The 24172-nt window shown below is 71.4% G+C and carries 19 protein-coding genes and 2 pseudogenes; 15 read left to right on the top strand and 6 right to left on the bottom strand.

Annotated elements, in window-relative coordinates:
* The first annotated feature begins 140 nt into the window (after positions 1-140).
* Both ACZ6JT_RS04045 and ACZ6JT_RS04040 read left to right on the top strand, forming a co-directional pair.
* Complete coding sequence (locus ACZ6JT_RS04045; protein WP_469206919.1) at positions 141-1313, top strand: sensor histidine kinase; 1173 nt, start codon at positions 141-143, stop codon at positions 1311-1313.
* On the top strand, positions 1288-1950 hold the full coding sequence (locus tag ACZ6JT_RS04040; protein WP_150497990.1) for a response regulator: 663 nt from the start codon (positions 1288-1290) through the stop codon (positions 1948-1950). The genes ACZ6JT_RS04045 and ACZ6JT_RS04040 overlap by 26 nt, the downstream gene beginning before the upstream one ends.
* Positions 1951-1983: 33 nt before the next feature.
* Here ACZ6JT_RS04040 and ACZ6JT_RS04035 read toward each other — a convergent pair whose 3' ends face one another.
* On the bottom strand, positions 1984-2598 hold the full coding sequence (locus ACZ6JT_RS04035; protein WP_469206918.1) for a GNAT family N-acetyltransferase: 615 nt from the start codon (positions 2596-2598) through the stop codon (positions 1984-1986).
* Between the two features lie 183 nt (positions 2599-2781).
* Between ACZ6JT_RS04035 and ACZ6JT_RS04030 the strand changes: the two genes are divergently transcribed.
* The 8 genes and pseudogenes from ACZ6JT_RS04030 (at position 2782) to ACZ6JT_RS03995 (ending at position 11589) form a co-directional block, all read left to right on the top strand.
* Positions 2782-4068: an ATP-grasp domain-containing protein gene (locus ACZ6JT_RS04030; RefSeq protein ID WP_469206915.1), complete on the top strand. Its 1287-nt coding sequence runs from the start codon at positions 2782-2784 to the stop codon at positions 4066-4068.
* Positions 4065-4898, top strand: coding sequence for a Rossmann-like domain-containing protein (locus ACZ6JT_RS04025; protein ID WP_469206913.1), 834 nt, complete (start codon positions 4065-4067; stop codon positions 4896-4898). The genes ACZ6JT_RS04030 and ACZ6JT_RS04025 overlap by 4 nt, the downstream gene beginning before the upstream one ends.
* Complete coding sequence (locus ACZ6JT_RS04020) at positions 4895-6019, top strand: PLP-dependent cysteine synthase family protein (protein ID WP_469206911.1); 1125 nt, start codon at positions 4895-4897, stop codon at positions 6017-6019. The genes ACZ6JT_RS04025 and ACZ6JT_RS04020 overlap by 4 nt, the downstream gene beginning before the upstream one ends.
* Complete coding sequence (locus ACZ6JT_RS04015) at positions 6016-7074, top strand: dipeptide epimerase (RefSeq protein ID WP_469206909.1); 1059 nt, start codon at positions 6016-6018, stop codon at positions 7072-7074. Before ACZ6JT_RS04020 ends, ACZ6JT_RS04015 begins: the two co-directional genes overlap by 4 nt.
* Positions 7071-8345 (top strand): MFS transporter, encoded by a 1275-nt coding sequence (locus tag ACZ6JT_RS04010; protein WP_469206907.1) that lies wholly within the window; start codon positions 7071-7073, stop codon positions 8343-8345. The genes ACZ6JT_RS04015 and ACZ6JT_RS04010 overlap by 4 nt, the downstream gene beginning before the upstream one ends.
* Positions 8342-8953, top strand: a pseudogene (locus tag ACZ6JT_RS04005) (class I SAM-dependent methyltransferase); the annotation flags it as partial. The gene ACZ6JT_RS04010 and the pseudogene ACZ6JT_RS04005, both read left to right, overlap by 4 nt.
* Positions 8954-9637: 684 nt before the next feature.
* Positions 9638-10336, top strand: a complete 699-nt coding sequence (locus ACZ6JT_RS04000; RefSeq protein ID WP_469206905.1) for a hypothetical protein — start codon at positions 9638-9640, stop codon at positions 10334-10336.
* Between the two features lie 176 nt (positions 10337-10512).
* Positions 10513-11589, top strand: a complete 1077-nt coding sequence (locus ACZ6JT_RS03995) for an SMI1/KNR4 family protein (protein ID WP_469206903.1) — start codon at positions 10513-10515, stop codon at positions 11587-11589.
* A 157-nt stretch (positions 11590-11746) separates the two neighbouring features.
* Here ACZ6JT_RS03995 and ACZ6JT_RS03990 read toward each other — a convergent pair whose 3' ends face one another.
* From ACZ6JT_RS03990 to ACZ6JT_RS03980, 3 genes are all read right to left on the bottom strand, one after another.
* Positions 11747-13411, bottom strand: coding sequence for a beta-1,3-glucanase family protein (locus ACZ6JT_RS03990; protein ID WP_469206901.1), 1665 nt, complete (start codon positions 13409-13411; stop codon positions 11747-11749).
* A gap of 133 nt (positions 13412-13544) precedes the next feature.
* Entirely contained in the window at positions 13545-14804 is a 1260-nt protein-coding gene (locus ACZ6JT_RS03985) for a family 16 glycosylhydrolase (protein WP_469206899.1), read from the bottom strand.
* 448 nt (positions 14805-15252) lie between these two features.
* A complete protein-coding gene (locus tag ACZ6JT_RS03980) occupies positions 15253-16419 on the bottom strand; it encodes a S1 family peptidase (RefSeq protein WP_469206897.1) in 1167 nt (388 codons plus the stop codon).
* Between the two features lie 1173 nt (positions 16420-17592).
* On the opposite strand from ACZ6JT_RS03980, the gene ACZ6JT_RS03975 reads away from it, so the two are divergent.
* The 4 genes and pseudogenes from ACZ6JT_RS03975 (at position 17593) to ACZ6JT_RS03960 (ending at position 20824) form a co-directional block, all read left to right on the top strand.
* Positions 17593-18687, top strand: a complete 1095-nt coding sequence (locus ACZ6JT_RS03975; RefSeq protein ID WP_469206895.1) for a serine hydrolase domain-containing protein — start codon at positions 17593-17595, stop codon at positions 18685-18687.
* Between the two features lie 467 nt (positions 18688-19154).
* Positions 19155-19538: pseudogene (locus tag ACZ6JT_RS03970) on the top strand (XRE family transcriptional regulator); the annotation flags it as partial.
* Positions 19539-19842: 304 nt separating this feature from the next.
* Positions 19843-20244, top strand: coding sequence for a hypothetical protein (locus tag ACZ6JT_RS03965; protein ID WP_469206893.1), 402 nt, complete (start codon positions 19843-19845; stop codon positions 20242-20244).
* Positions 20245-20455: 211 nt separating this feature from the next.
* A complete protein-coding gene (locus ACZ6JT_RS03960; protein ID WP_469206891.1) occupies positions 20456-20824 on the top strand; it encodes a hypothetical protein in 369 nt (122 codons plus the stop codon).
* A 180-nt stretch (positions 20825-21004) separates the two neighbouring features.
* Here ACZ6JT_RS03960 and ACZ6JT_RS03955 read toward each other — a convergent pair whose 3' ends face one another.
* A complete protein-coding gene (locus tag ACZ6JT_RS03955; protein ID WP_469206889.1) occupies positions 21005-21412 on the bottom strand; it encodes an STAS domain-containing protein in 408 nt (135 codons plus the stop codon).
* 476 nt (positions 21413-21888) lie between these two features.
* On the opposite strand from ACZ6JT_RS03955, the gene ACZ6JT_RS03950 reads away from it, so the two are divergent.
* A complete protein-coding gene (locus ACZ6JT_RS03950; protein WP_469206887.1) occupies positions 21889-22326 on the top strand; it encodes an ATP-binding protein in 438 nt (145 codons plus the stop codon).
* A gap of 3 nt (positions 22327-22329) precedes the next feature.
* Here the strand turns inward: ACZ6JT_RS03950 and ACZ6JT_RS03945 are convergent, their stop codons facing one another.
* Positions 22330-22545 carry a hypothetical protein gene (locus ACZ6JT_RS03945; RefSeq protein WP_469206885.1) on the bottom strand — a complete coding sequence of 72 codons (216 nt, stop codon included), beginning with the start codon at positions 22543-22545 and terminating at the stop codon, positions 22330-22332.
* Positions 22546-24172 lie beyond the last annotated feature (1627 nt).

Raw genomic sequence — 24172 nt, 5'->3', positions numbered from 1 at the left:
ACGGCCGCCGATGCCGAGGTTCGTCGCCACGGCGCTGCGCGGCATCGGCCCGCCGGCCGCGGATCCGTCGGCCCAGGGGCGGAGTGACGACCCGTCCTTTCGGCCGATGCGCGAAACGACGCGGTCCCTAGGCTGAGAACGTGCTCCGAGACGACCTGCGAACCCTGTGGACCGAACCCCGGCCGCCCGACGCGCCCGCCCGGGTGTGGCGGGACTGGGCGCTGCTCGCCGCGGGCCTAGCCGGTGTGGCGCTGGAGGCCACCCTGCGCGAGGACGTCGTGTGGCGGCCGGTGGCGGTGGTGGTCGCCGTATGGCTGTGCCTGCTGCCCCTGTGGCGCCGGACCCGCCCGCTGGCGATGGTGACGCTGGCGTTCGGCTCGGTGGCCCTGCTTCCGGTGGCCTCGCTCGTCGCCGCACCGCGCGAGCCCGTCGGCCTGTACACCGGCGCGGTCGTGCTCGTGCTGGTGTACGCGCTGCCCCGGTGGGGATCGGGACGGGAGATCGTGCTGGGCGGCGCGGTGATCCTCCCGGTCGGCGCGCTGTGCGTGGTCACGGACGGGACCCCGGTCGTCGAAAAGGTCGTGGGCTTCGTCTTCCTGCTGCTGCCCGGCGTGGTCGGGGCTGCCGTGCGGTTCTGGGTGACCGCTCGCGAGCGGCAGTTGGAGCAGGTGCGCTCCCGCGAGCGCGAGCAGCTCGCCCGGGAACTGCACGACACGGTGGCCCACCACGTGTCGGCCATGGTGATCATCGCCCAGGCGGGCCGGGTGCTCGCGGGCACCGACCCGTCCGCCGCCGTCGAGGCGCTGGAGGGGGTCGAGGAGGAAGGGGCGCGCACGCTGGAGGAAATGCGCGCCATGGTCGCCGCGCTGCGCGACCGCGGGGTCGGCGCCGACCTGGCGCCCCCTGCCGGAGTCGCGGATCTGGAGCGCCTGGTGCGCAGCCCGGGCGGTCGCCTCAGGGTCGACCTGGGGCTCGACGGCGAACTGGACGCGCTGCCCCCGGCCGTGGACGCGGCCGTCTACCGGATCGTGCAGGAGTCGGTGACCAACGCGCTGCGCCATGCGGTCGACGCGACCGAGCTCGTCGTCCGGGTCGCGGCCGAACGTCACACGGTACGGGTGAGCGTGCGCGACAACGGCCGGCGCACCGGCCGGGGTCGCGACGGATACGGACTTACCGGACTGCGCGAGCGCGCCACCCTGCTCGGCGGCACACTACGAGCCGGCCCTGGGACCGACCGGGGCTGGCGTGTCGAAGCCGAACTGCCGAGAGCGAGGAGCGAGAGCGGTGTCCATTCGCGTCCTCGTCGCTGACGACCAGACGATTATCCGCACCGGGTTGCGGATCATGCTGAACGCCCAGCCCGGCATCGAGGTGGTCGGCGAGGCCGCCGACGGGCGGGAAGCGGTACGTCTGGCCCGCGAACTGCGTCCCGACGTCTGCCTGTTCGACATCCGTATGCCCGTGCTCGACGGGCTCGAGGCCACCCGGCTGGTCGCCGGCCCGGGCGTCGCCGACCCGCTGGCCGTGGTCGTCATCACCACGTTCGACCTCGACGAATACGTCTACGGCTCACTGCGTGCCGGCGCCCGCGGATTCCTCCTCAAGGACACGGGACCGGACCTTCTGGCGCAGGCCGTACGGTCGGCCTCGGACGGGGAGGCGCTCATCGCGCCCAGCGTCACCGTCCGGCTGCTCCAGGCGTTCGCGGACCTGCCCGCCGGGCGGCCCGTGGCCCAGCCGGTCTCCCCGGTCACCGCCCGCGAGGAGCAGGTGCTCCTCGCCGTCGCCCGCGGGCTGACCAACACCGAGATCGCCGATGCGCTGCACATCAGCCTCAGCACGGTGAAGACGCATCTGGCCAGCCTGATGGCCAAACTCGGCGCCCGCAACCGGGTCGAGATCGCGATGTGGGCCTACGAAACGCGCCGTATCCTCCCCGGAACCTGAGCCGGGGGCCGGGCCGTTTCCCCCACCCGATGATCACGACTCGATACGCGCCCCAGCTCCCTGGCTGCCGCGTTGGCCTGCGGCTGCCGCGATGGGCATCGGGATCTCGAAGTGGACCGTCCCGTAGCCGCCGTGCTCGCCCGTCGTCCGCGCGTCGCAGACCTCGTCGGCCATGCTGCGCCAGAACGCCTCCGCTCCGGGGACGTCGACGTTCGTGTGCAGGTAGACGGTGTCGTACCCGGGGACGCCCGCGGCGAACTCGCAGGCGGCCCTGACCATGGCGCGGGCCAGTCCGTGCCTGCGGTGGTCCGGGCGCACGTACACCCGCAGGAGCTGCGCCGTGCGCCCGGACGGGTAGCGCTCGGCGAGCCGGCGCGGGTGCGGGGGGTGGGCGGGGCCCCGGGAGTTCAGTGCGGTGGTGCCGACCACCTCTTCGCCCAGGACCGCCACGACGAGGGCATGGCGCGGGTGGGCGAGGTAGGTGTTTTCGATGTCGATGACGTCGTCGTGCCACTGGGGTACGTAGCCGTAGTCGAACTCCCGGTAGAACGTGTCGAGCATGACGCTCCGCGCGCCGGGTACGTCCGCGGGCGTGGCGTGCCGTACCGCGTACCGACCGATCTCCTGCCTTGCTGTCTGGTCTCTCATGGCTCGGCGGCCCCTTCCGGCGCTCTGGTCCCGTGAGCGGCAGGCTACCGGAAATCCGGCTTATTGGAAATGAAAACGATTTCAGGTAGCTTCCTCCTCGGTTCGGTGCGGACGCCTGCCGTCAGGCGGACCGCTTCGCAGGTATGCCCCACGCTCGTGGCGGCATGTTCGAGAGGAAGTCCCTTGGCGCATCTGCTGGTTGTCGAGAGCTGGGTGGGGTCGATGAGCAGGCTGCTGCCCAGGGCGATCCGTGAAGGGGGGCACGAGTTCACCTTCGTCACCCGCGACCTGCACCACTACCTGCGCGGCGCCGGATCCGACGGCCCGCACCCGCTGCTCGCCGCGCGCAACATCGTCACGGCGGACACCAACGACATGGACGAGCTGTTGCCCCGACTGGAACGGTTGCACGCGGTCCTCGCCTTCGACGGTGTGGTCTCCTCCTGCGACTACTACCTGTCGGCTGTGGCACGTACGGCCGAACGCCTGGGGCTGCCCGGACCGGCCGCCGAAGCGGTCGAGGCGGCCTGCCGCAAGGACCTGACCCGCCGGGTGCTGGCCGAGGCCGGAGTGCCGGGCCCCCGCTTCGCGCTCTGCGCGGACGCGGTGCGGGCCGCGGCCGCCGCCCGGGAGATCGGCTACCCGCTGGTGGTCAAGCCGGTCGACCTCTGTGCCGGGATGCTGGTCCGCGCGGTCCGGGACGAGCGGGAGCTGGAACTCGCCTGCCGGGCGCTGACGGACTTCCCGGTGAACGCACGCGGCCAGGACCGGATGCCCGTCATCCTCCTCGAAGAGCTGCTCACCGGCCCCGAAGTCAGCGTGGAGACCGTCTCCTTCGGCGGTCTCACGGGCGTGGTCGGAGTCACGGACAAAAGCATCGGCGGCGCGCCGGCCTTCATCGAGACCGGTCACATGTTCCCGGCCGCCATCGCACCGGTCTCCGAGCGGGAGGCCGTCGACACGGCCGTGGCCGCGATCAAGGCCCTCGGCCTGGACCACGTCGTGTGCCACACCGAGATCAAACTGACCCCGCAGGGGCCCAGGGTGGTCGAGGTCAACCCCCGCCCGGCCGGCAACCGGATCACCGAACTCGTCCGCCACGTCACGGGCATCGACCTGGCCGCAGCCTGTGTCGACGTCGCCCTCGGCCACACGCCCGACCTCACGCCGCGCCCGACCGGCGTGCACAGCGCCGCCATCGCCTTCCTGCTCCCCGACGCCACCGGCACCCTCACCGGCATCAACGGCGCCGAGGAGGTCCGGGCGCAGCCCGGGGTGCTGGAGCTCACCGTTGCCGAGCCGGGGCGTGCCGTACGCGCCGCGACCAGCAACAACGAGTACCTCGGCCACATCATGACCGCCGACACCGAGGGCAGCGGGGCCCGGGAGACCGCCGAACGGCTCCTCGCGCACCTGCACCCCACCTACGAAGAGCGTGCGGCCGAACTGCCCTCGGCGGTGCCCGCATGACCACACCCACCCTCCACGAACCCGCCGTTCACACCCTCGACCAGCTGATCACGCACGTCCGCGCCGGTGGCTACGGCCCCGACCCCGCCAGGGAATCCGTCGCCCTCGCCTTCACCACCGCCCAGGCCGTCCGCCACGCCGGCCGCAGCAGCGGATACCGCAACGAGGTCCTCAGCCTGCGCCTGCACGCGGCGGTCGGGTCCTGTGCCGTCGAGCCGGGAGCACTGCCCGCGGCGGCCCTCGACGACTGTGTCGGTGCCTCGGTGGCCGAGCTCCTCGACCACCCGCTGCTCCCCGTACGGATCGCCGCGCTCGACGCCTACCTCGCGCACGTACGCCCCCACACCCCCGACCACGGAGCCCGCCCGTACGCCCTCCCGGCCGGCAGCTCCCTCCACCGATCCCGGGCCCGGGCCCGGGCCGTCGTCGATCTGCTGCCCGCGAGCGGCGCGGGACGGGTCCTGGTCATCGGCGTGGTCAACTCCCTGCTGGAGCGGTTGCGCGAGCGCGGCCTCGGATACGTGCCCTGCGACCTCAAGGGGGGCGCCACCGAGTGGGGCGAGCCCGTACGGACCGATGCCCTCGCGGAGTTCGAGCACTGCGACGCGATCCTCGCCTCCGGCATGACCCTGGGGAACGGCACCTTCCAGCCGCTGCTCGACCGGGCCGCCACCAGTGGCAAGCCCCTGGTGATGTTCGCCCAGACCGGCAGCGCGATCCTGCCGAGGTTCCTCGGGGCCGGGGTGAGCGCCGTATCCGCGGAGCCGTACCCCTTCTTCTGGCTCGACGGCGGCCCCGGTGTCATCCACCGCTACGGAGGCAGCCGGTGACCACCGCACCGCCGTTGCACCGCCCGGCGTCCCGCAGCGCGAACCCGGAGCTGCTGACGCTGATCGGCCGCACGCCGCTGGCCCGCATCCGCACGGAACTGCCCCACCCGCACCCCGGTTTCTGGGCGAAACTCGAATGCCTCGGGGCGGGCGGCATGAAGGCCCGGTCCGCCGTGTCCATGCTGCTCGGCGCCCGACAGCGCGGCGAACTTCGCCCCGGCGCCACCGTGGTCGAGTCCACCTCCGGAACCCTGGGCATCGGGCTCGCCCTCGCGGGGCAGGCCCTCGGGCACCCGGTCGTTCTCGTCGGCGACCGCGAACTCGAGGCCTCCATACGCCAGTTGCTGCGGACGTACGGCGCGCAGCTGGAGCTGGTGGAGCGGCCGGCCGCCGAAGGCGGCTGGCAGGCCGCCCGGATCGCCCGGCTGCGCGAGGTCCTGGCCCGGACGCCGGACGCCTACTGGCCCGACCAGTACAACAACCCCGACAACGCCGCCGGTTACCTGTCCATGGCGGCCGAGCTCTGCGGGCAGCTCGACCACCTGGACGTGCTGGTGTGCAGCGTCGGCACCGGCGGACACAGCGCCGGGCTCATCGGCCCGCTGCGCCGCCGCTGGCCGCGGCTGAAGGTGATAGGCGTCGACTCCATCGGCTCCGCCATCTTCGGCCAGCCCGCCCGCCCCCGCCTCATGCGCGGGCTCGGCAGCAGCATCCACCCGCGCAACGTCGCCCACCACGCCTTCGACGAGGTCCACTGGGTGGGCCCCGCCGAAGCCGTCGACGCCTGCCGCCGGCTCGCCCGTACCAGTTTCGTCAGCGGCGGCTGGAGCACCGGCGCCGTCGCCCTGGTCTCCGCCTGGGCCGCCCGCGTCGAGACCGGAGCGGTCGTCGCGACGGTCTTCCCCGACGGCCCGCACCGCTACCTCGGCACCGTCTACGACGACGACTACTGCCACGCGCACGGCCTCGACCGGGCCGAACTCGCCGTCCGCCCCGTGGAAATCCCACACCCGCACGCGGCCGAGGCCATCGGCTGGACCCGCTGCCGCACCGTCGTCGACCCGCTCGCGGCGACCAGGCCGCCGCTCCTGCCGGCACCGGCCCGGGGAGGCGCCGTATGAGACTGACATGGCACACCACGGAGCTGGAGCTGGCCGAGCCGCTGCGCATCTCCCGCTCCGTGATGGCCCGCCGCGACGCCGTCCGGGTCACGATCGAACACGAGGGTCTGACCGGCTGGGGAGAGGTGGTCAGCAGTGAATACCTCGGCCTGCCCACTCCTCGCATCGTCCGCCACCTCACCACCGCGCGCCCCGCGGTCGAACGCCTCCCCGACCCCGAGACCGCGTGGCACGCGCACGCGGCCGACTCGCTGCCCTGCTTCTCGGAGCTGCCGGCCGGGGTGCTCGCCGGGCTGGAGGCGGCCCTGCTCGACCTGGTCGGCAAACGGGCCGGAACACCCGCCCACCAGCTCCTGGGCACCCACACCGCGCCGGCCGTGCAGACCGCCCGTACGATCGGCATCGTCGCGCCCGTCCCGGCGGCCGCACAGGCCGCCCGCCTCGCACTGAGCGGTTTCACCGTCCTCAAGGTCAAGGCCGGATCGCCCGATCCGCGGGAGGACCTTGCGCGGGTGAGCGCCGTGCGGGTCGCAGCCCCAGGGGTGAGTCTGCTCCTCGACCCCAACGGGGCGTGGACCGAGCGCCAGGCGATCGAGCTGCTGCCGTGCTTCGCCGAGCTCGGCGTCAGCGCCGTGGAACAGCCCATCGCTGCGGGCCGCCCCGACTCCCTCGCCCGCGTGGCGAAGGAGTCCCCGGTCCCCGTCATCGCCGACGAGGACGCCGTCTCCTACGAGGACGCCGTCGCGCTCGCCGGACTGGTCCACGGAGTCAACGTCAAGCTCGCCAAATGCGGAGGGGTACGGGCCGCCCTGCGCATCCACGATGCCCTGCGCGGCAGCGGCACCGACCTCATGCTCGGCTGCCTCACCGCCAGCTCGCTCGGCATCGCACCCGCCGTGCACCTCGCCGACCGGGCCCGCTGGGTGGACCTCGACGGGCACCTGCTGCTCGCCGACGACCCCTGGACGGGCATCGGGGGCGCCGACGGCACCGTACGGGCCGCCGACCGCGCAGGCCTCGGCGTCAGACGCACCCACACGGCGGTCGCACGGTGAAGATCCTCAGCTCCGTGCGGGACTTCCCGCTCGCCGTACGCCTGCTCCTGGTCAACCAGCTCGGCGTCAACACCGGCTTCTACCTGCTCATCCCGTACCTTGCCACCCACCTCTCCGACGACCTCGGGCTCTCGGCCGCCGTCGTCGGCGTGGTGCTCGGCCTGCGCAACCTCAGTCAGCAGGGCCTCTTCCTGATCGGCGGCTCGGCCGCCGACCGGATCGGCGCCCGCGGCGTGATCATCGCGGGCTGCGCCCTGCGCACGCTCGGATTCGGCCTGTTCGCCCTCGGCGACGGCCTGCCGCTGCTGCTCGCCGCGTCCATACTCAGCGGGCTCGCGGGGGCCCTCTTCAACCCCGCCGTACGCACCTACATCGCCCAGGAGGCCGGAGACCGCAAGGCCGAGGCCTTCGCCCTGTTCAACGTCTTCGCCACCACCGGCGCACTCCTCGGGCCGCTGCTGGGCACCTTGCTGCTGCTCGTGGACTTCCGGGCCGCCGCCGTCACCGCCGCCGGCGTGTTCGCCGTCCTCACCCTCGCTCAGCTGCTGGTGCTGCCCACTCGGGAGGTCCCGGCCGCCGGGGCCGGAGTGCTCGGCGACTGGCGTGAAGTCGCCGGCAACCGCCGGTTCGTGGCGTTCTCCCTCGCCATGGTCGGCATGTACGGCCTGGAGAACCAGCTGTACCTGCTCCTGCCCCGTGCGGCCACCGATGCCTCCGGCTGGACCGGCTCGGTCGGCCTGCTGTTCCTCGCCGGGACCGTCGCCAACCTGCTGCTCCAGCTGCGCATCACGCGCGCCCTGAAAGCCCGGGGGAGCAGGGGGCGCTGGATCGCCATCGGCCTGGGCGTCATGGGCCTGGGATTCCTGCCCCCGATGCTCGTGGCGGGCACCGCCACGACGCACCCGCTGCGCCTCCTGCCGGTGCTCGCCGGCGTCCTGCTCCTGCACCTCGGTGTGATGGTCGCCCAGCCTTTCGCGATGGAGCTCATACCGGCCTTCGGCCGCGCCGACCTGACCGGAACCTTCTACGGCCTCTTCTACGCGGTGTCCGGGGTCGCGGCAGCCCTCGGCAGCGCGGCCATCGGCTGGTCCATGGACACCGCCGGCCACACCGGCCTGACCTGGCTCCCCTACGGCTGCTGTGTCGGCCTCGGCCTCGTCTCGGCAGCGGCCGTCGCACACCTCCAGCGAAGACGCGCCCTGCCCGCGGAGAAGGCACCCGACCCGACGGCTCCCGCGCTCCCCGACCGGCCCCGAAGCGAGACCCGATGACAGCGACCACCAGCGGCAACCTGCTCACCGACCACCCCGAGCTCTACGAAGAACGCTTCCCCGACCCCGAACGGCTCGCCGCCCGCTGGACCGAGGACGTACTGGCCCGCCACGGCGCCGGTCCCCGCGTCCTGGACGTCGGGTGCGGCACCGGCCGCGACGCCGCCTGGCTGCACCACCGGGCCGGGCGCGAGGTCACGGCCATCGACACATCCGCGGCAATGCTGGAACACGCGGCCACGCAGTATCCGGGTCCCAGCCACCACCTGGCCGACATGCGCGACTTCGACCTCGGAGCGACGTTCGACGCGATCGTCTGCCTGGACAGCGCCCTGCTCTACTGCCATACCAACGAGGACCTCGACGCCTTCCTCGCACGCTGCCGCGCCCACCTCACGCCAGGCGGTCTGCTCGTCGCCGAGATGCGCAACGGCGCCTTCTTCCTCGGCAACACCGAACTCCTCGACGGCCCGCGCACCAACACCTTCGCCTGGCGCGGCACCACCTACACCTCCCACACCACCCTGTGGATCGATCACGGCGCACAACTGCTGCGCCGCCGAAGGACCTGGACCGCCGACGACGGCTCCTCACCGCACCAGCTTCGGCGTTCCCTTTTCGGTTCCGTCCTGGCCCGTACACGCGGTCGCCCCGACCAGCACGGCCATCGCGACCATTCGGCCGAAGGCAAGCAAAGTCCGCCTCACGCGATGTCTCCCCCGTCGAACCTCATGCGGGGACACCTCCGGCCCCGTCTCCCAGGACCCTATGCCGCTGGAGAAGGCTCGGGTCGCACGGGCAGCGAGGCGTGGGCCCGAGACCGTCGTGAACAACAGCTGCGGGGACGTGGAGCGCGTGCGCCTTGGCCGGTGCTCGCCCCGCCCGTGTACGACTGGGACTCGTCCGGCCGGTCATGGACTGATGGAGCAGCCGTGGCCGACGCGTGTCCGGGGCTGCGCCCTGTCCCCGTCCGGCCCGTGGCGACGGACGGGGGCACGGGGTCCGCCTTGCCGTCCCGACGGGGCGGTACGCCGGGCTCAGAGTCCCGAGCGGCCCGGAGACGGTCGATCTGGCGCAGGACGGGCGTCTCGGAGACGCTCGGGTACGAGCGCCTCACGCGAGTGAACGTCCCCTCGCGGCCCGGCTGTGCCCTGGTTGAGGCCGGTAGAACCGCCGAATGACGATCATGATCGTGCGGGCCACCACCGAGGCCCTGGCTGTCGGCGTGGTCGTCGCCAGCGTGCGCAGCATGAGCAAGTCCCTCATGACCGCGAGGGCTCAAGGTTGCAGGGATGCTCGACGAGCTCATTCACGGGTGGGCGAGAATCCTCGCCATGGCAGCTACCTCCCCCGCATCCCGGTTGGTCACCGCAGCGGCTCGGCAACATCTTCGTCCGCTCGGCCTGCGGCAGCGAGGCCGGTCTCGGCCCTGGTTCGACGATCACGGGTGGTGGCTCGGTGTAGTCGATTTCTTCTCGCCGCAGTGGAGTCAGGGCAGTGGTCTGACCGTGGGCGTGATGTGGCTGTGGCAGGACGTCGGGCATGTGACGTTCAATGTCCATGAGAAGGTCGAAGGCTCGCAGGAGTTCCGCCACGAGCAGCAGTTCGCTGTCGTTATGGAGAAACTCGCCCACGACGCTGAGAAGCGTGTGGGGGAGTTCAGAGACCGCTTCGCCGATCTCGATGCTGTGGCTCGCGCCCTGCTGAGCCAGCCGGTCCGACGAGATGATCTCTGGGGCAACTTCAATGCTGGGGTGGCCGCCGCGCTCGTCGGCAAGGTGGTCGAGGCCCGCGAGTGCTTCTCCGCGGTTCTCGCCCACGACCCTTTCGCTGACTGGATCAAGGAGAGTCAGCAGACTGCGCAGTATCTGTTTGATGCGTCTGAGGATGTTGCTGCCGTGCGCGGGTGGGCGAGAGATGCGGTCGTCTCGTGCAGGGCGAAGCTGGCCCTTGGAGATGCGCCGGCCTCCGCGGGCGATTTGCTGGCATAGCAGGCTCGGCAGTTCGTCAGCAGGGGCCCTGGTCGGTCAAGGAACGCGTCCACGTGCTCCTTCTGCATCGCCCCTGGCAGGACATACGAGTCATCCGTACTGGTCACTATGCTGCCGGGATGACCGCTCAGTCGCCCCCGCCGCTGACCCCGGAAGCCGCCAGGGACCTTCAGAACATGCTCCGAGCTGAGATCGGGCCCGGCCTCAGCGAGCGGGAGCTCGACGCGGTCGAGGCGCGATTCGGCTTCACCTTCTCGGCGGACCACAGGGTCTTCCTTGCCGCCGGGCTCCCGCACGGTTCGCGAAGCTGGCCCGACTGGCGAAACGGCGACGCCGAGGACCTGGTCGAGCGGCTTGCCGCACCGGTCGAGGGTGTGCTCTTCGACGTGGAGCACAACAGCTTCTGGCACCCCGCCTGGAGTCCGAGGCCCCCGGGGGCGTCCGACGCGCTGCAGACCGCACGGTCCGAGTTGGCGGCCGTCCCCCAGCTGGTCCCCGTCTACAGCCACCGCTACCTGCCGGGAACAGCGGGCGAACGCGGCCACCCGGTGCTGTCCATCCACCAGACCGACATCATCATCTACGGGAACGACCTCGCCGACTACATACGACACGAGTTCACCGGCCGGGCCGGCAACCTCCCCGCCCACGCGACCGTGGACTTCTGGTCGTACTTCGTCCACGGCGGTCCCGGCACCGACGTCGCCATGCCCACCCCTCACACCCCCTACGCGGTCAGCGCGCAGGAGGCCGCCGAGTACCTGCGGATGCTGGCACTGGAGCGCCTGATCGGCCGACAGCACTACCCGCATCAGCTGATCGAGGCAGGGCTCACGGCACTGGTCCTCGACCTAGAAACGGAGTCGCTTCCGCAGCTTGCCGGCCTGTCGCGTGCCGACCACGGAAAGGCTGAGGCGTTCTTCGACCAGGTACTGGATGAGCTGGATCTGACCGGGAGCCTCCCCACCGATGACACCGACATTTCCTGGGAGACGGCACGCTGGGAGCTCGTGCGCTGGTGGCTTCGGCTGATCGTGAACGGCAGTTTGGCCCCCGGAGCCGGCGGTGACGTCATCACGTACGACGGCTGGGGGGCACTGGCCCGGCCGCAGTCACTTCGGCCGCTGGTCGACAAGGTCGATGGGTACAACGACCGGGAGGCGATCCGGAACGGCACACGCGAGCAGCTGGCCGGAGCCATCGTCGCGGAGGCCGAACGCCTGCTGTCCGGTCCCTGGCCACCGCTGGACTGAAATCCCAGCGGTGGCCAGCGCATCGGACTGCTGAACTTCCCAACATTGCTGACGTACTGCTGGGACACGAGCTCGATGCTGAGCTACATACCTTCATCGCGCCGCATCCCAGCTCGGACCACGCCCCGCCCGCCCAGCCACCCGCCCGCCCGGCCGGCTAGGCGAAGGTGAACCAGTTGACGTTGACGAAGTCGGCGGGCTGGCCGCTGTCGAAGGTCAGATAGACGTCGTGGGTTCCGGTGGTGCGTTGGATGTCGGTGGGGACGGTGCGCCAGGCCTGCCAGCCGCCTGTGTTGGCGACGGCGAAGCCGCCGACCGGGGTGGCCGTGGGGCTGTCGAGGCGGACCTGGACCAGGCCGCTGACGCCGCCGGCGGCCCCGGAAGCGACGCGGGCGTCGAAGCGGGTGGCGCCGGTGGAGCCGAAGGCGACCGCCGAGAACTTGAGCCAGTCGCCGTTGGACAGATGGCCGACGTCGGATCCGCCGCCGCCGTCGGAGCAGGCCTCGACCTGGGCTCCGGACTGGGCGTTGAACGCCTCGGCCTGGATGGTGGTGAAGGCGCTGACCCCGCCGCCCGGGGCGGTGGCGGTCGGCGTCGGGGCCGGTGTGCCGCCGCCGGCCACCCCGCCGACCGTGATGGTCCACCGGCCGGGAGTGCCGGACTGCACCTTGCCCTCGAAGTCGACTCCGGCCGGGTGCACGTCGTCGTACGGGAAGGCGTACCCGAGATGGTCGGGGGTGGTGGCGTGCAGGATGCGGGCGTAGTGGTTGGTGCGCGGCCGGGTGTAGAAGGCGGCGGGGTTCTCGGCGGTCGGCTGGTAAGGATTGTCCAGCAGGGTGGTGCGGTTGAAGGCGGCGGCGAGCCGTGCGCTGAGATTGCCCATCAGGTCGTTGCCCGTGGTGAAGGGCGCGTCGCTGCAGGAGAAGATCGACAGGGTGGACGGTTTGGCGAAGCTGCCGACGCCGGGGAAGGCGAGGACGTCGCCGTTCACCCGGCCGGTGACGGTTCCCCAGGTGAACTGGGTGTCGATGCGCAGGTCGGTGGAGCGGTACTTGTTCCACACCTCGTCCACGTAGCCGTCGAAGTAGCCGCGGAACAAGGCGCTGTTGCCGCGGATCGCCAGGTTGGGGCTGAGCACGCGCATGTCGCGGCCGCCCGCGGTGACGATCAGCCGGCTCCAGTCGCTGCCGTCGGCGGCGGACTGGGCCCGCAGCGCGGCGGCGACCCGGGACAGTCCGTCGGCGGGCAGCCCACGCACCGTCTGGGTGCCCTGCCCGGTCTCCAGTTGGAAGGCGATCGGCAGCGAGACCATGTCGACGAACGTGATGTTGGCGTACAACTGGTCGCTGTTGAAGGTGAATTCGCAGAAGTCGTGAGCGACGTTCGCGTTGGGGTCGGTGGGGTTGCTCACCGACGGCAGGGCCAGACCGCCGCCGCGGTTCATCAGGAAGGTGAGCTTCGCGCCGACGGAGAAGTAGATACGGCCGCTGTCCAGGCGCGGCAGCGTCACCCTCCGCGCCCCGGCGCCGGACGCGTTGAGCGCGATGGCACAGTCGACCCCGAGCGGGGTCTGATCGTTGGCCGGAGCCGGGGGGTGGTACAGGCTGGAGCCGTTGGCCTGGATGAAGGCCCAGGTGCCGCCGGCCGCGGGGTCACGGCCGAGTACATAGGCGTACACCGTGTTGTTGCCGGTGGTGTTCACCAGGTCCAGGGGGAGCGTTGCGGTGGTGGACGCGTTGGCGCTCATCTCGAGCCAGGCTGCCGCGGCGGGCACGGCCAGGGCCAGGCCCGCCGTTACGGCGAGGAGTTTTCTACGGGGCATAGTGCGTTGGTGGCGAGCCGTCACGGTGGGGGTCCGTTCTTCGTGTGGTCGGGCGGGGGAGCGGTCGGGCGCGGGGACGGGGGAGAAGTGGGGGCGGGGACGGGGGAGAAGTGGGGGCGGCGGGGCTGGTGGGTCAGCCGACCGTCCACTTCTGGTTGGCGGCGCCGGTGCAGGTCCAGGTCTGCAACCGGGTGCCGTCGGCAGAGGAGTTGCCCTTGGCGTCCAGGCACTTGCCCGCACCGGTGTTGGTGAGGTCACGGGCCGCGGTGTACGTCCACTTCTGGGCGTTGGTGCCGTTGCAGGTGTAGAGCTGGACGACGGCGCCGTCGGCGGTGGAACCGCCCGCGACGTCCAGGCACTTGCCGAGGGCGCGGACGGTGCCGTCGCCCCCGATGGTCCACTGCTGGGCCGCGCTGCCGGTGCAGTCGTGCAGCTGGATGGGGGTGCGGTCGGCGTCGGAGCCGCCGGCGACGTCGACGCACATGCCGCCGATGCCCCGGATCGGGCGGGCGGCGGGGGCGCCGGCGGAGGAGGCGCGGACGTAGTCGACGGTCATCGTCTGCGGGAAGGACGTGGAGGCGTCCGGGCTGCCGGGCCAGTCCCCACCGACCGCCAGGTTGAGGATGACGAAGAACGGGTGGTCGAAGACCCACTTGTTGCCGCCGGTGTCGGCCGGCGTGAGGGTCTTGTACGTGGTGCCGTCCACCGACCAGACGAGGGAGGTCGGGCTCCAGTCGACGGCGAACACGTGGAAGTCGTCGGCGAAGGCGCGGCCGCCGGGCAAGCTGTACGCGGCGCCGAGGCCGCCCGCTCCGGAGTAGCCCGGGCCGTGCACCGTACCGTGCACGGTGTTGGGTTCGCGGCCGATGTTCTCCATGATGTCGATCTCGCCGCTGCCCGGCCAGCCCACGCTGCCCAGGTCGTTGCCGAGCATCCAGAAGGCGGGCCAGATGCCCTGGCCGCGCGGGATTTTGATGCGGGCCTCGAAGCGACCGTACGCCTGGGTGAAGGTTTTGGCGGTGTTCAGTCGGGCCGAGGTGTACTGACACTGCCCGTACCAGCAGCCGAGGCCGGGGTCGGTGTTCTTCCGCGCGGTGATGACGAGGTTGCCCTGTCCGTCGAGCGCGGCGTTGGAGGTGCTGTTGGTGTAGTACTGCAGCTCGTGGTTGCCGAAGCCCGAACCACCGGTCTCGAGCGTCCACTTGGCGGCGTCGGGAGCGCGGCCGGCCGCGCCGTCGAACTCGTCGGACCAGGTCTGCGCGACAACTGCCGCACCGGCGGTCGGGGCGACCGAACGGGTGAAGGACATGAGCACCGCCGCGACCAGGGCGGTGGCCACGAGGAGCACCACTGTGCCCGGAGAGCGGCGACGAGCGCGATGAGCAGCAGCCATGGGCATGGTTCCTTGTCTGGGTGGGGGTGTGCAGAGTGACAGGAGGGGTGTGAGAGCGCTCTCAAAGGCGACGCGAGGTCACCCGAGGCAGCGAGTATTACGGAGGGGTAACCGTCATGGCAACGTCAGGCGCCACTCACGCACGCCTCTGACCTGCGGTTTTGTCGTGGGGCCTGCGGCTTAACGATCTCTTAAGGCTGGCTTGATGCAGCGAGGGGGGAATCAGAGCCTCACGTGATCGTCGACCGGACGGTCGCCGCGGACGGTCGCCGCGAGCGTGGTCTCCGCGCGGGTGGTCTCCGCGCGGGCGTCCGGACCGCGTGCTCCCGGCCACGAACTCCGCGCCGTCCGACGGTCCCTCGTTCATGCGGGGGTGTCCGGCGCCGCGCAGCCCGTCTCGTCGACCGGCGCACCGGCGCCGGTCCGCGACACCGGACACCTCGACGCGTCAGGCCGTGTGCAGCGTCAGGCCGTAGCGGCCGAGGATTTCGTTGATCGGTTGGAACCACGTCTGGCCGCCGGACGAGCAGTTGCCCCAGCCGCCGGAGGTGACGCCCTGGGCCTGGTCCCCGCTCAGGAACGAGCCGCCGGAGTCGCCTCCCTCGGCGCAGACACTGGTCTTCGTCATCTGGTAGACCGCGCCCTGGCTGTAGTTGACGGTCTCGTTCCTGGCGAGGACGGTGCCGCAGTGCCAGTGTGTCGTGGACCCCGAGCGACAGATCGAGGCGCCCACGGGCGCCTCGGCGGAGCCGCGTACCAGCTGGTCCGGGATGGTGCCCCAGCCGAGCACCACCGGTACGGTCCACCAGCCGCTGTGGATGGCGACGTACGCGTAGTCGTTGCCGGGGAACGAGGATCCCTGGAAGGTGCCCATCGCGGACCCGTCCCAGCCGCGCACGGCGGCCCCCGCCTGCCCGCAGTGACCAGCCGTCACGAAGCCGCCGTACACGGAGAAGCCGATCGAACAGCGGACGTTGCCGGTGTAGTACGGGTCGCCGCCGACGGTCCCCGCGGCGTACGTACGGGGCGCCTGCGCCGTCTCGGCGACGGTGACGGGGCCGCCGGCCCGGGCCTGGTCGACGAACGCCCGTACGGCGGGGGCTTCCCGCTCGGTACGCACGACCGTGACGACGACGCTGTTGGTCCGCGGGTCGACGTGCCAGCCGGTCACCCCGGTGGGGGCGCGCAGCGCGTCCAGGCGCGCTTTGGCGCGGTCCAGCGCGGCGGCGCTGTGCCGGACGAGGCGGGTGTCGGCGCCCAGTGCCCGCACCTTGGACTCCTGCGCGCGGTCGGTCACCGCGACGACGAGCCGGCCGGTGGACGGCTCATACCACGACCCGCCATACTCATCGCCCACGGCCTGCCGGGCGGTCTTCTCCACGGCCGCGGCGGCCTTTTCCGCGCTCAGCCGTTCCTCGGCCTGGGAAGCGGTGAGTCCGAGGTCCCGGCGCATCGCGTCGAGCAGTCCGGCCGAGGTGGACGGCGCTGCGGCGGACGATGTTGCGGCGGGCTCCGGAAGTGGGCCGGCGCTCGCCACGCCGGTGTGGGCGGCGCCCAGGCCGACGGTCAGGAACAGGGCGGCGACTGCGGCGCGTAAGGGGGCGGTGTGTTTCACGAGACCTCCTGGTGTGGGGGATCGAACGCTTGAGAGCGCTCTCAGGGAGTGTCAGCCGCTAAGCTAGCCCACCCCACTTGGCAGGTCCATACCAAATTCCGCTTCCGCCGCGGCGGCCCCCTCTCGGCCGGAGCCCGCAACACGATCGTTCTGCACCCCGAGGACGCGTCCGTGCTGCAGCCTCTGCCCGGCTGGGAGAACAGCACTGGATGCTGCGGCCCAGACGGGACCGAAGGGCCGAACCGAGCGTGTCTCTGCGGAGCCCGCATTGCCACACTCGCAGCGGATTGCTCCGGGCCCTACGAACTACATTTCGACCCGGTTCGGACCTACGCCTTCACCCAGCCAGATGCGAACCGCTGACGTCGTATCTGTGGCACTCATGCCGGTGCGCCTGCACCAGCGAGAAGCCACCGCGCATGCTGATCCCACCAAGGCCACCTGCAGGGCCCGTACACGGGCGTGACACCAGTACGACGCAGACGGTCCGCGGCATGGCCGCGAGGCCGGTGTCCTGGTCGCGGTCAACGGGTCCGAGTTCGCCATCGGGCACGCCGTCCGAGGGCGACCCCGAGGGCCTGTAACGTCCAGAACACCAACTTTTCAGCGAGCCCGACAACGGAGTTCCAGCCGGCAGCATCGGCCTGGCGTGGCCGCGTGTCGTAGTTGGCCCCTCCGGCCCACGACACGCAGCCCTTGCCGCATCAGGGTGGAAAGCGTTTTGAACCCATCCGTGATCCTCGCGCCTGAGAAGCCCAGACCTGCACCGCGGTCAGTTCCGGCGCCTGACCACGTCCCCAAGGAGGTCGGTCAACGCCGCGTCTGCGGCGGCGAGTAGCGGGCTCCTCCACACGGTCATGGTCTGCTCCCAGGGATGCCCGCAAGGTGCCCGGGCGCATGTCATGGTTACGGTTCCTCCAGGGAGGATCCGCATCAGCAGGATGGGGTCAGTGCCAGCTGGGCAGCGGGCAGGCCGCCGCCGTGCCTGAAGCCGCTGGCCTGGTAGGGGGTCACTCCCGCCAAGTGGCGCCAGCCGCACCCTGAAGCGAGATCGGGGTGGGTTCCGGGGCGGCTCGGGGTGATCACGGATGATCAACAGGGCGTGTGGGGGCGAGGGTTGGTCCAGCGCGGGTACCGCGCTGATGCGAGCCGATCCGTTCTCAGGAGCCACCGATGACCACTCGTCCCCGCGCCGCCCGCCGTCTCACCGTCACCTGTGCGGTTCTGGCCGCGCTTGCCGCTGGTCTGGCGGCCGCCCCCACGGCCGCGGCCGCGCCCGGTGGGCTCGCCTCCCACGGCTTCCCCGGCACCCGCGACGCGCGCGAGGTGAGGGAGTTGCTGGCTACTCTGCCCGACAAGGTGACGGACGCGGCTCTGGTACGGGTGGCAGGCCGCGGCATGCCCGCCCCGTACACCGGAACGGCCGGCCCGGTGGAGGCCGGTGCGCGCTTCCCGGTGGGCAGCGTGACCAAGGTCTTCACCGATGCCCTGGTACTCCAGCTGGTCGCCGAGCAGCGGATCGGCATCGACGAGCCGGTCCGGCGCCACCTGCCCGAGCTGATCCCGGCCGCCTATGCTGACGTGACGGTACGCCAGCTCCTGGACCACACCAGCGATCTGCCCCGTCCGGTCCGGGTCCCGCTCGACCCGCACGCAGTGGTGGCCGCCTCCTTCGCAGCAGACGTCGCAGCCCGTCCCGGCCGCACCCCGGCCCCCGGGACCGTCCAGCAGTACAACGGGCTGAACAGCTTCGTCGCCGGGCTTCTCGTGGAGCAGGTCACCGGCCGCTCCTTCGTCAGTGAGCTCGAGCGGCGGATCCTGCGCCCGCTGAACCTGCGCCGTACCGCGCTCTCCGAAGACCCGGCGATAGCCTGGGCCTGGTCGGAGGGCGGACTGACGTCCACCGCAGCCGACCTCGATGCGTTCCTGCGGGCCCTACTGGACGGGCGGCTCCTCCCGCCGGCGCAGCAGCGGCACCTGTTCGAAGTGCCCGCGGTCCCCGGTGCCCCCGAGAACACCAGCTGCCCCCCACTTACAGCCTGCTTCAGCGCCGGCGGGCTGATGGGAATCGAGCTGAACGGCACCAAGGTCTGGGGCAAGACCGGCTCCAGCGGCGGCTGGACCAGCGGCATCTTCGCGAGCACCGAACAGCACCGCCGGACGGTCTACACCTTGCGGCCCAACACCTCGGCCACCCCAGCAGATCAGCGCACCCGTGTCGAGGCAGTGGTCAAGGCGGCCCTCACCGGGGGCGTGTCGTCAAGGTGATCCCGGGCGGAGTACAGATGATGGGGATTCTTGAAACGGCTGTAACGGACATTGCGAGATGGTCGCGACCGTTGGGCGAGGATGAGGTTTGACGGAAGAGCGGCGGCAGCTCGGCCGCCGTTTGACCAGTCTGATCCGCGTGACCGGCGGTCTGCGCGACTGGCCGCCTTGACGAACCCGGCACTCTCGCGGCCTGCAGACGCGGCCGCTCTGGAGGCCTTGACGGGCGGCATCTGGCGTGGCTGCGCCCAGTCCACCCGAGGTTGGTGAGAGCGTCGAGCCGGCTGCTGTCGAGCCGGCCGCCAAACCCGTGCTGGGGCCTGAATCCTCTACGTGGGCCAAGGCGGACCAGGAGCATTCGATGCGGCTGCTGGAAGCCATACCGTGGGTTCGCCAGACGAGCGCCCGCGCTGCTCGACCTCCGCACGGACCCCGGCAGCCCCTGCCCCCGCGAGACAACTGTGGCCGCCGCAGCCCTGCGCGGCGACCACCCCACCGCCCGCCGCCTCCTCGCCGAAGGCCGCCGCATCTTCGACCACGCCGGCTCCCACGAGCAGACCCCCGACTGCGCCGTCCCCGACTGGCGCCTCAACGTCTTCACCTCCCTGCTCGCCGCTCGCCTCGGCGACGAGAGCACGGCCGTCGCCGCCCAGGACGCCGCGGCCTCGGAGCTCCCGGTGACGTTGCCGCGATTTGCGACGCACCTGGAGATGCATCGCGGTTTGATGCTCGCCCGTGCCGGCGATAGCGCTGGCGGCACCGCCCACGCCCGCGCCGCCTTGGAGGCCCTCCCACCTGAGAAGCACTCCCTGACCCTGCGCCTGCTGATGGCGGAGGTCGAGCGGTCCTGACGGGTGGGCTGCGGGTGTCGTGCGGTCTGGGTGCTGACGGGCCCCAGGGCTTGGGGTGTGCCGTCAGGTGAGGGGGGGCGGCGTTCGACGAGGATGACGTCGCGCCATGTTCCGGCGTGGCGGCCGATTGCGTTCGCGGGTGCCGATGATGCGGATGCCGGCGCGCTGGTGCAGGGCGTTGCTCCGCTCGGCTTTCGGTATGAGGCAGCCGGGTGAACCGGACATACGACCCGAAACTGAGACGGAGGTCAGGGGTTGCTTCTGTGGCGTCGAACGCGGCGTCCACCGGAAAGGAAGGAAGCCCGTGAAGGCGATCGTCCGTACCCTCTCGGTCCTCGTGCTCACCCTCGGCAGCGCCGCCGCATTCGGCACCGGCGCCGCAGTCGCCGCGTCCCCCTCGGACGGCGCGCCCGTCGTCATCCAGTGCAACAACCCGACGAACGTCTCCCTCGTCGATGCCTCGGGCGGAGACTCACTCGTCAGCCAGCTGATCGAAGTCCTCGGCGGTACGAACGACGGCAACAACGCCTCCGCGGTCGACACGGGCCCTGGCGGTACTGCCCTGGGCGGCGATGCCGCCCAGTCGGCGAGCCACAACCGCTGCGGCGAGAGCACGGACGTCGATGCCGGCACGCGCGTCGACAACAGCCAGCGCATCGACAACAGCCGCCGCCTCTCGTTCAAGAACAGCCCCAGCCTGCTCTGAACCGCTCCCGTCCCGGCCGCTGCCCACCCCGCCCAGCCCTGTTCCGGAGCCGGAGCGGGCAGCGGACGCGCATCCGACTGAGGTAGCCCGGGCGATGAGGACATCACGCCCGAAACCGAAGTCGGACGGTTGGTTCCATGACGTCGAATGCAGCGTCCACCAGCAGAAAGGAACATCCGTGCAGGCGATCGTCCGTACCCTCTCGGTTCTCGTGCTTACCTTCGGCAGCGCCGCCGCATTCGGCGCCGGCGCCGCAGTCGCCGCGTCCCCCTCCGACGGCGCCCCCGTCGTCATCCAGTGCAACAACCCCACGAGCGTCTCCCTCGTCGATGCCTCCGGCGGAAACTCTCTGGTCAAACAGTTGGTCGGGGTCCTCGCCGGAACCAACGGAGGCAACAACGCCTCCGGCGTCATCACCGGTGAGGGAGGAGACGCCACAGGCGGCAACGCCGCCCAGACCGCCAACCACAACCGCTGCGGCACCAGCTCCGACCTCGACACCAGCACCCGCATCGACACCAGCCAGCGCATCGACAACAGCCGCCGCCTCGACATCGAAAACAGCCCCAGCCTGCTCTGAACCGCCAGCGGGGGGGCCGGGCAGGCACCACTCCCCGGGGACCCCGTCGATGGCCTCGTGAAGTAGGTCGTCCGCCGGGGGAAGCCGAGGGACAGGGTCCCTCGGTTCACGGCGGGACCCTGCGCTTCGCGATGAAGATGATCATCGCCCGGGCTGCACGAGCGCGGTGACGCGGCCGGCTCAGGGTCGGGGGAGCCAGCCGGCGGTGAAGTCGGCGCTGTTCCGGTCGTTGCGGGCGCGCTCCTCGATGAGCTTGCGGAATCCTGCTACGGCGTAGCGTTCCCCGGCGGCAGTGCGGGCTCCGGGGATGCCGGCGATGTCGGCCATGCACTGCTGGGGTTGTGGCTGCCATCCGGTGACCAGGACGCGCAGTCCCCGCCGCTCCGCCCGCCGGTGGGCGTCGAGGAGGTGCAGCAGGCCGTCGCGGTCCATGACCGCGACGCCGTGCAGGTCCACCAGCAGGTCCCGGACCCCAATCGGGACACCGTCCACCGCCGCGCGGAGGGATTCACCCGCGTGCTCGTCGAGTTCGCCGGTGGCACTGAGCAGGACGGTGCCGCCGCGGTGCTGGGCGTCGACAGTGATCAATGCGGACTCCTCGCTTCCACACCCACGGGCCTGTGCCTGTGGGATCTTCCATCCTGGCGTGGCGCCTCTCCGGTCGTTGGGCGGCTCGCAGGGTCTCGCCTCGTTGACGATGCCGCGCGTGTGCCGACCTCTTTCTCACTGCCGCCCTGCCGGGCGATGCCGCAGCGGCGCTGCCCCATCCGGTCCGCTCCTGCCGTGCCCACGCGGCGAAGCTGTTGACCGGGGCGCTGGCCGTCAACCGCGAGTCGTGGCTCGCCTGCCCGCTGCCGGTGCCCCGCCGCCCAGCTCACCCTCTGCAAGCCCGCTGAACTGCACTTTCCACAGGACTGCCTCGGCCGTCGCGCTCCAGTAGGGTGCTGCGGGGAGAGTGTCCGGGGGACGGACACGAACCGCGTATCACCGCGGGCGTCGCATAATGCGGGCGTGCACCCGGTCGGCCGGGTATGTCGGCGGGGAAGTGGGGGGAGGCGCCGGACATGGACGATCGATCCAGCCTGCTACCGGCTCTGGGGACTGGTGATGTCTCGTGCGCGCAGGCGCGGGAGACGGCGGGGCTGTTTCTCGACCAGCTGGAGCCTGCGCTTCTGCCGGAGCGGCGGGAAGACGTGCTGACCGTGGTGAGCGAGCTGATCGCCAATGCCCGGCGCCACGCCGGCGGCGTCACGCACTTCGACCTCCGCGTTCATCTGGGAGCGCTCGTGGTGGAGGTGTCCGACAGGTCCCCCCACGGTCCGCTGACCCGCCCCTGGTCGCCGGGCCAGCCGGGAGGCTTCGGCTGGCGGCTGGTCAAGCAGCTCGCCGACCGCGCGCACGTCTACTTCCATGAGGGCGGGAAGACCGTCAACGCCACGTTCTTCACCGGGGTGAGCGAGCCCCGGCAGCCCTCTGCTGGAACGTCCGCGAGTACGCCCTGACCCTCATACGGCCGGAGCGTCTCCGTCGCGTACGTCGAAGAGGCCAAAGGCGCCGGGCATCTCCAGCATGCGGCGCAGCTGGTTCGGCAGCGGGCCGGCGAGCACCAGGGGGCCGCTGTTGTTCGCCCGGATCAGGGCGTTGAGGACCAGGTGCCCGACGTAGTCCACGTCGAACTCCCCGGACCGCGCCCGCGCCTGCGCCTGCGCCCGAAAGCTCACCCCGATGTCGGAGCGCGCTGGCCGTAGGGGTGGTCGTCTACGCTCCGGCGCATGGAAGATCACGAGGACGAGTTCCTGCTGGTGTGCGGGCGGTGCTGGCCGCGGCCGGCTTCGAGGAGGCCGCGCCTGGTGAGGAAGGTGTGAACCTGGTCCGGCACGCCCGCGGGGTGTTGATCGGCTGGCTGCCCGTACACATCACCCGGTCCGAGCAGGTCGTACCCCGCGATAACCGACGACCCTGGGGATCACGGTGCGCTGCGGCACGCCTTCGTGCTCGCGGCGACGGCAGCCCTGCAGACGGCCGGCTTCGTGGTCGACCCGCGCGACGATCAGGGGCTCCTCGTCCTCGACCCGGAGCAGATCTCCGCGTCGTAGTGCGGGCCGCGCTTCGGCGCAGACCGTCGCGCCTGGCGGCAGCCGGGATCGGGTCGTCCCCCGAGGATCTGGAGTAGTGCGGGTGCGGTGCTGGGGTGTCCGTGCTGAGATCGGCCGGGTGAAGGATCCCTTCGGCTGTGATGATCCGTCCCTTCTGGCGCTGGGCGTTCCGGCAGACCGGGCGGCGGCCCGCCGGGCGGTGGCCGCACACGCCACCGATGCAGAGGACCTGGCAGGGCTGCTCGACATACTCGGCTTGCTCCCGGCACCCCCGCCCAGGCCGGCGGCGGACCGGTAGAAGAACGCCGGTTGCGAGGGCGGCTTCGGGCGCGGGTCCGGCACAGCCCGGCGGCTCCCGGTGTGCCGGTGGGAGGCGCCTGCCGGAGTCCACCCCGCCCCGTCGGCTCGGCACGTACGGGCCGCGGCAGCGCCAGGACTACCGGCCCGGTGTGCCGCCCCCGGGCGGAGCACCACGCTGGGGGCCGGATCGGACGCGGTGCTCCCGACGGTGTCGGTCCGGGCGGGGCGTCCACCGTCGGGAGGGCCGCGCGGTGGATGGACGGGCCGCGCGGCAGTGGGGCAACGGCCACGCCCCGCGGTGGGTCACGTTCTGCCCTGCTGTGGGTTGACGTCCGGTTGTACGGCTTGGCGTTGGCGGGCCGGCGGGTGGTGGGGATGTCATTCATCGTCGGGCCTGCGGTGCGGGCCTGGGGGTGGGGTGGGATGGGGCTGGTGGGGCCGATGACGGGTGCCCCGCGCATGCAGCGCCCGGCCGGCGCCCGGACCCTACTCGGCTGGGCTCTGCTGTGTCCGCCACGGCCCGGAGGCCTGCCCGAGCAGGGACTGAGAAGGCCGAACCGTCCCAAGCTCCTCCTGCTCACACCGGGTCAGCCTGACGGTGTCCCGGTGTCCCGGGCGGCGTGGGTGATGGCATGAAGATGGTGGAGCGGTTGCCGTTCGGGATACGGGCCCCGGCGGCGGTGACGTATGTCCGGTGCGCGCAGTGCGGGGCCCTCGGTGAGCTCGTTCTCGATGGCGGGCGGCTGGATCTGGCGCTGGCTCGGGCCGGGGATCACGTCATCCGAAGAGGGGTGCAATAGCTACTGCTGGGGAGCCGCTCTCGGACGGGCTGCTTCCGGCCCCCGGTGGCGCTGTCGACCGCGGGCAGGTTTCGGCTGCCGTCACACGTTGCCGGTCACCGCCCCAGTCGACAGCATCCAGCCCGTGGCGTGATGGGCCGCTTGGTGGAACT

Source organism: Streptomyces sp. NPDC046308, assembly GCF_055588065.1.
The sequence above is the reverse complement of the archived record's forward strand: the minus strand, read 5'-3'. Positions and strand labels throughout refer to the sequence as shown.

Coding starts and splice junctions, on each gene's coding strand:
- ACZ6JT_RS04000 (WP_469206905.1), top strand. CDS start 9,638: ATGCTCGACGAGCTCATTCACGGGTGGGCGAGAATCCTCGCCATGGCA.
- ACZ6JT_RS04015 (WP_469206909.1), top strand. CDS start 6,016: ATGAGACTGACATGGCACACCACGGAGCTGGAGCTGGCCGAGCCGCTG.
- ACZ6JT_RS03985 (WP_469206899.1), bottom strand. CDS start 14,804: ATGGCTGCTGCTCATCGCGCTCGTCGCCGCTCTCCGGGCACAGTGGTG.
- ACZ6JT_RS03950 (WP_469206887.1), top strand. CDS start 21,889: ATGGACGATCGATCCAGCCTGCTACCGGCTCTGGGGACTGGTGATGTC.
- ACZ6JT_RS04035 (WP_469206918.1), bottom strand. CDS start 2,598: ATGAGAGACCAGACAGCAAGGCAGGAGATCGGTCGGTACGCGGTACGG.
- ACZ6JT_RS03975 (WP_469206895.1), top strand. CDS start 17,593: ATGACCACTCGTCCCCGCGCCGCCCGCCGTCTCACCGTCACCTGTGCG.
- ACZ6JT_RS03990 (WP_469206901.1), bottom strand. CDS start 13,411: ATGCCCCGTAGAAAACTCCTCGCCGTAACGGCGGGCCTGGCCCTGGCC.
- ACZ6JT_RS04025 (WP_469206913.1), top strand. CDS start 4,065: ATGACCACACCCACCCTCCACGAACCCGCCGTTCACACCCTCGACCAG.
- ACZ6JT_RS03995 (WP_469206903.1), top strand. CDS start 10,513: ATGCTCCGAGCTGAGATCGGGCCCGGCCTCAGCGAGCGGGAGCTCGAC.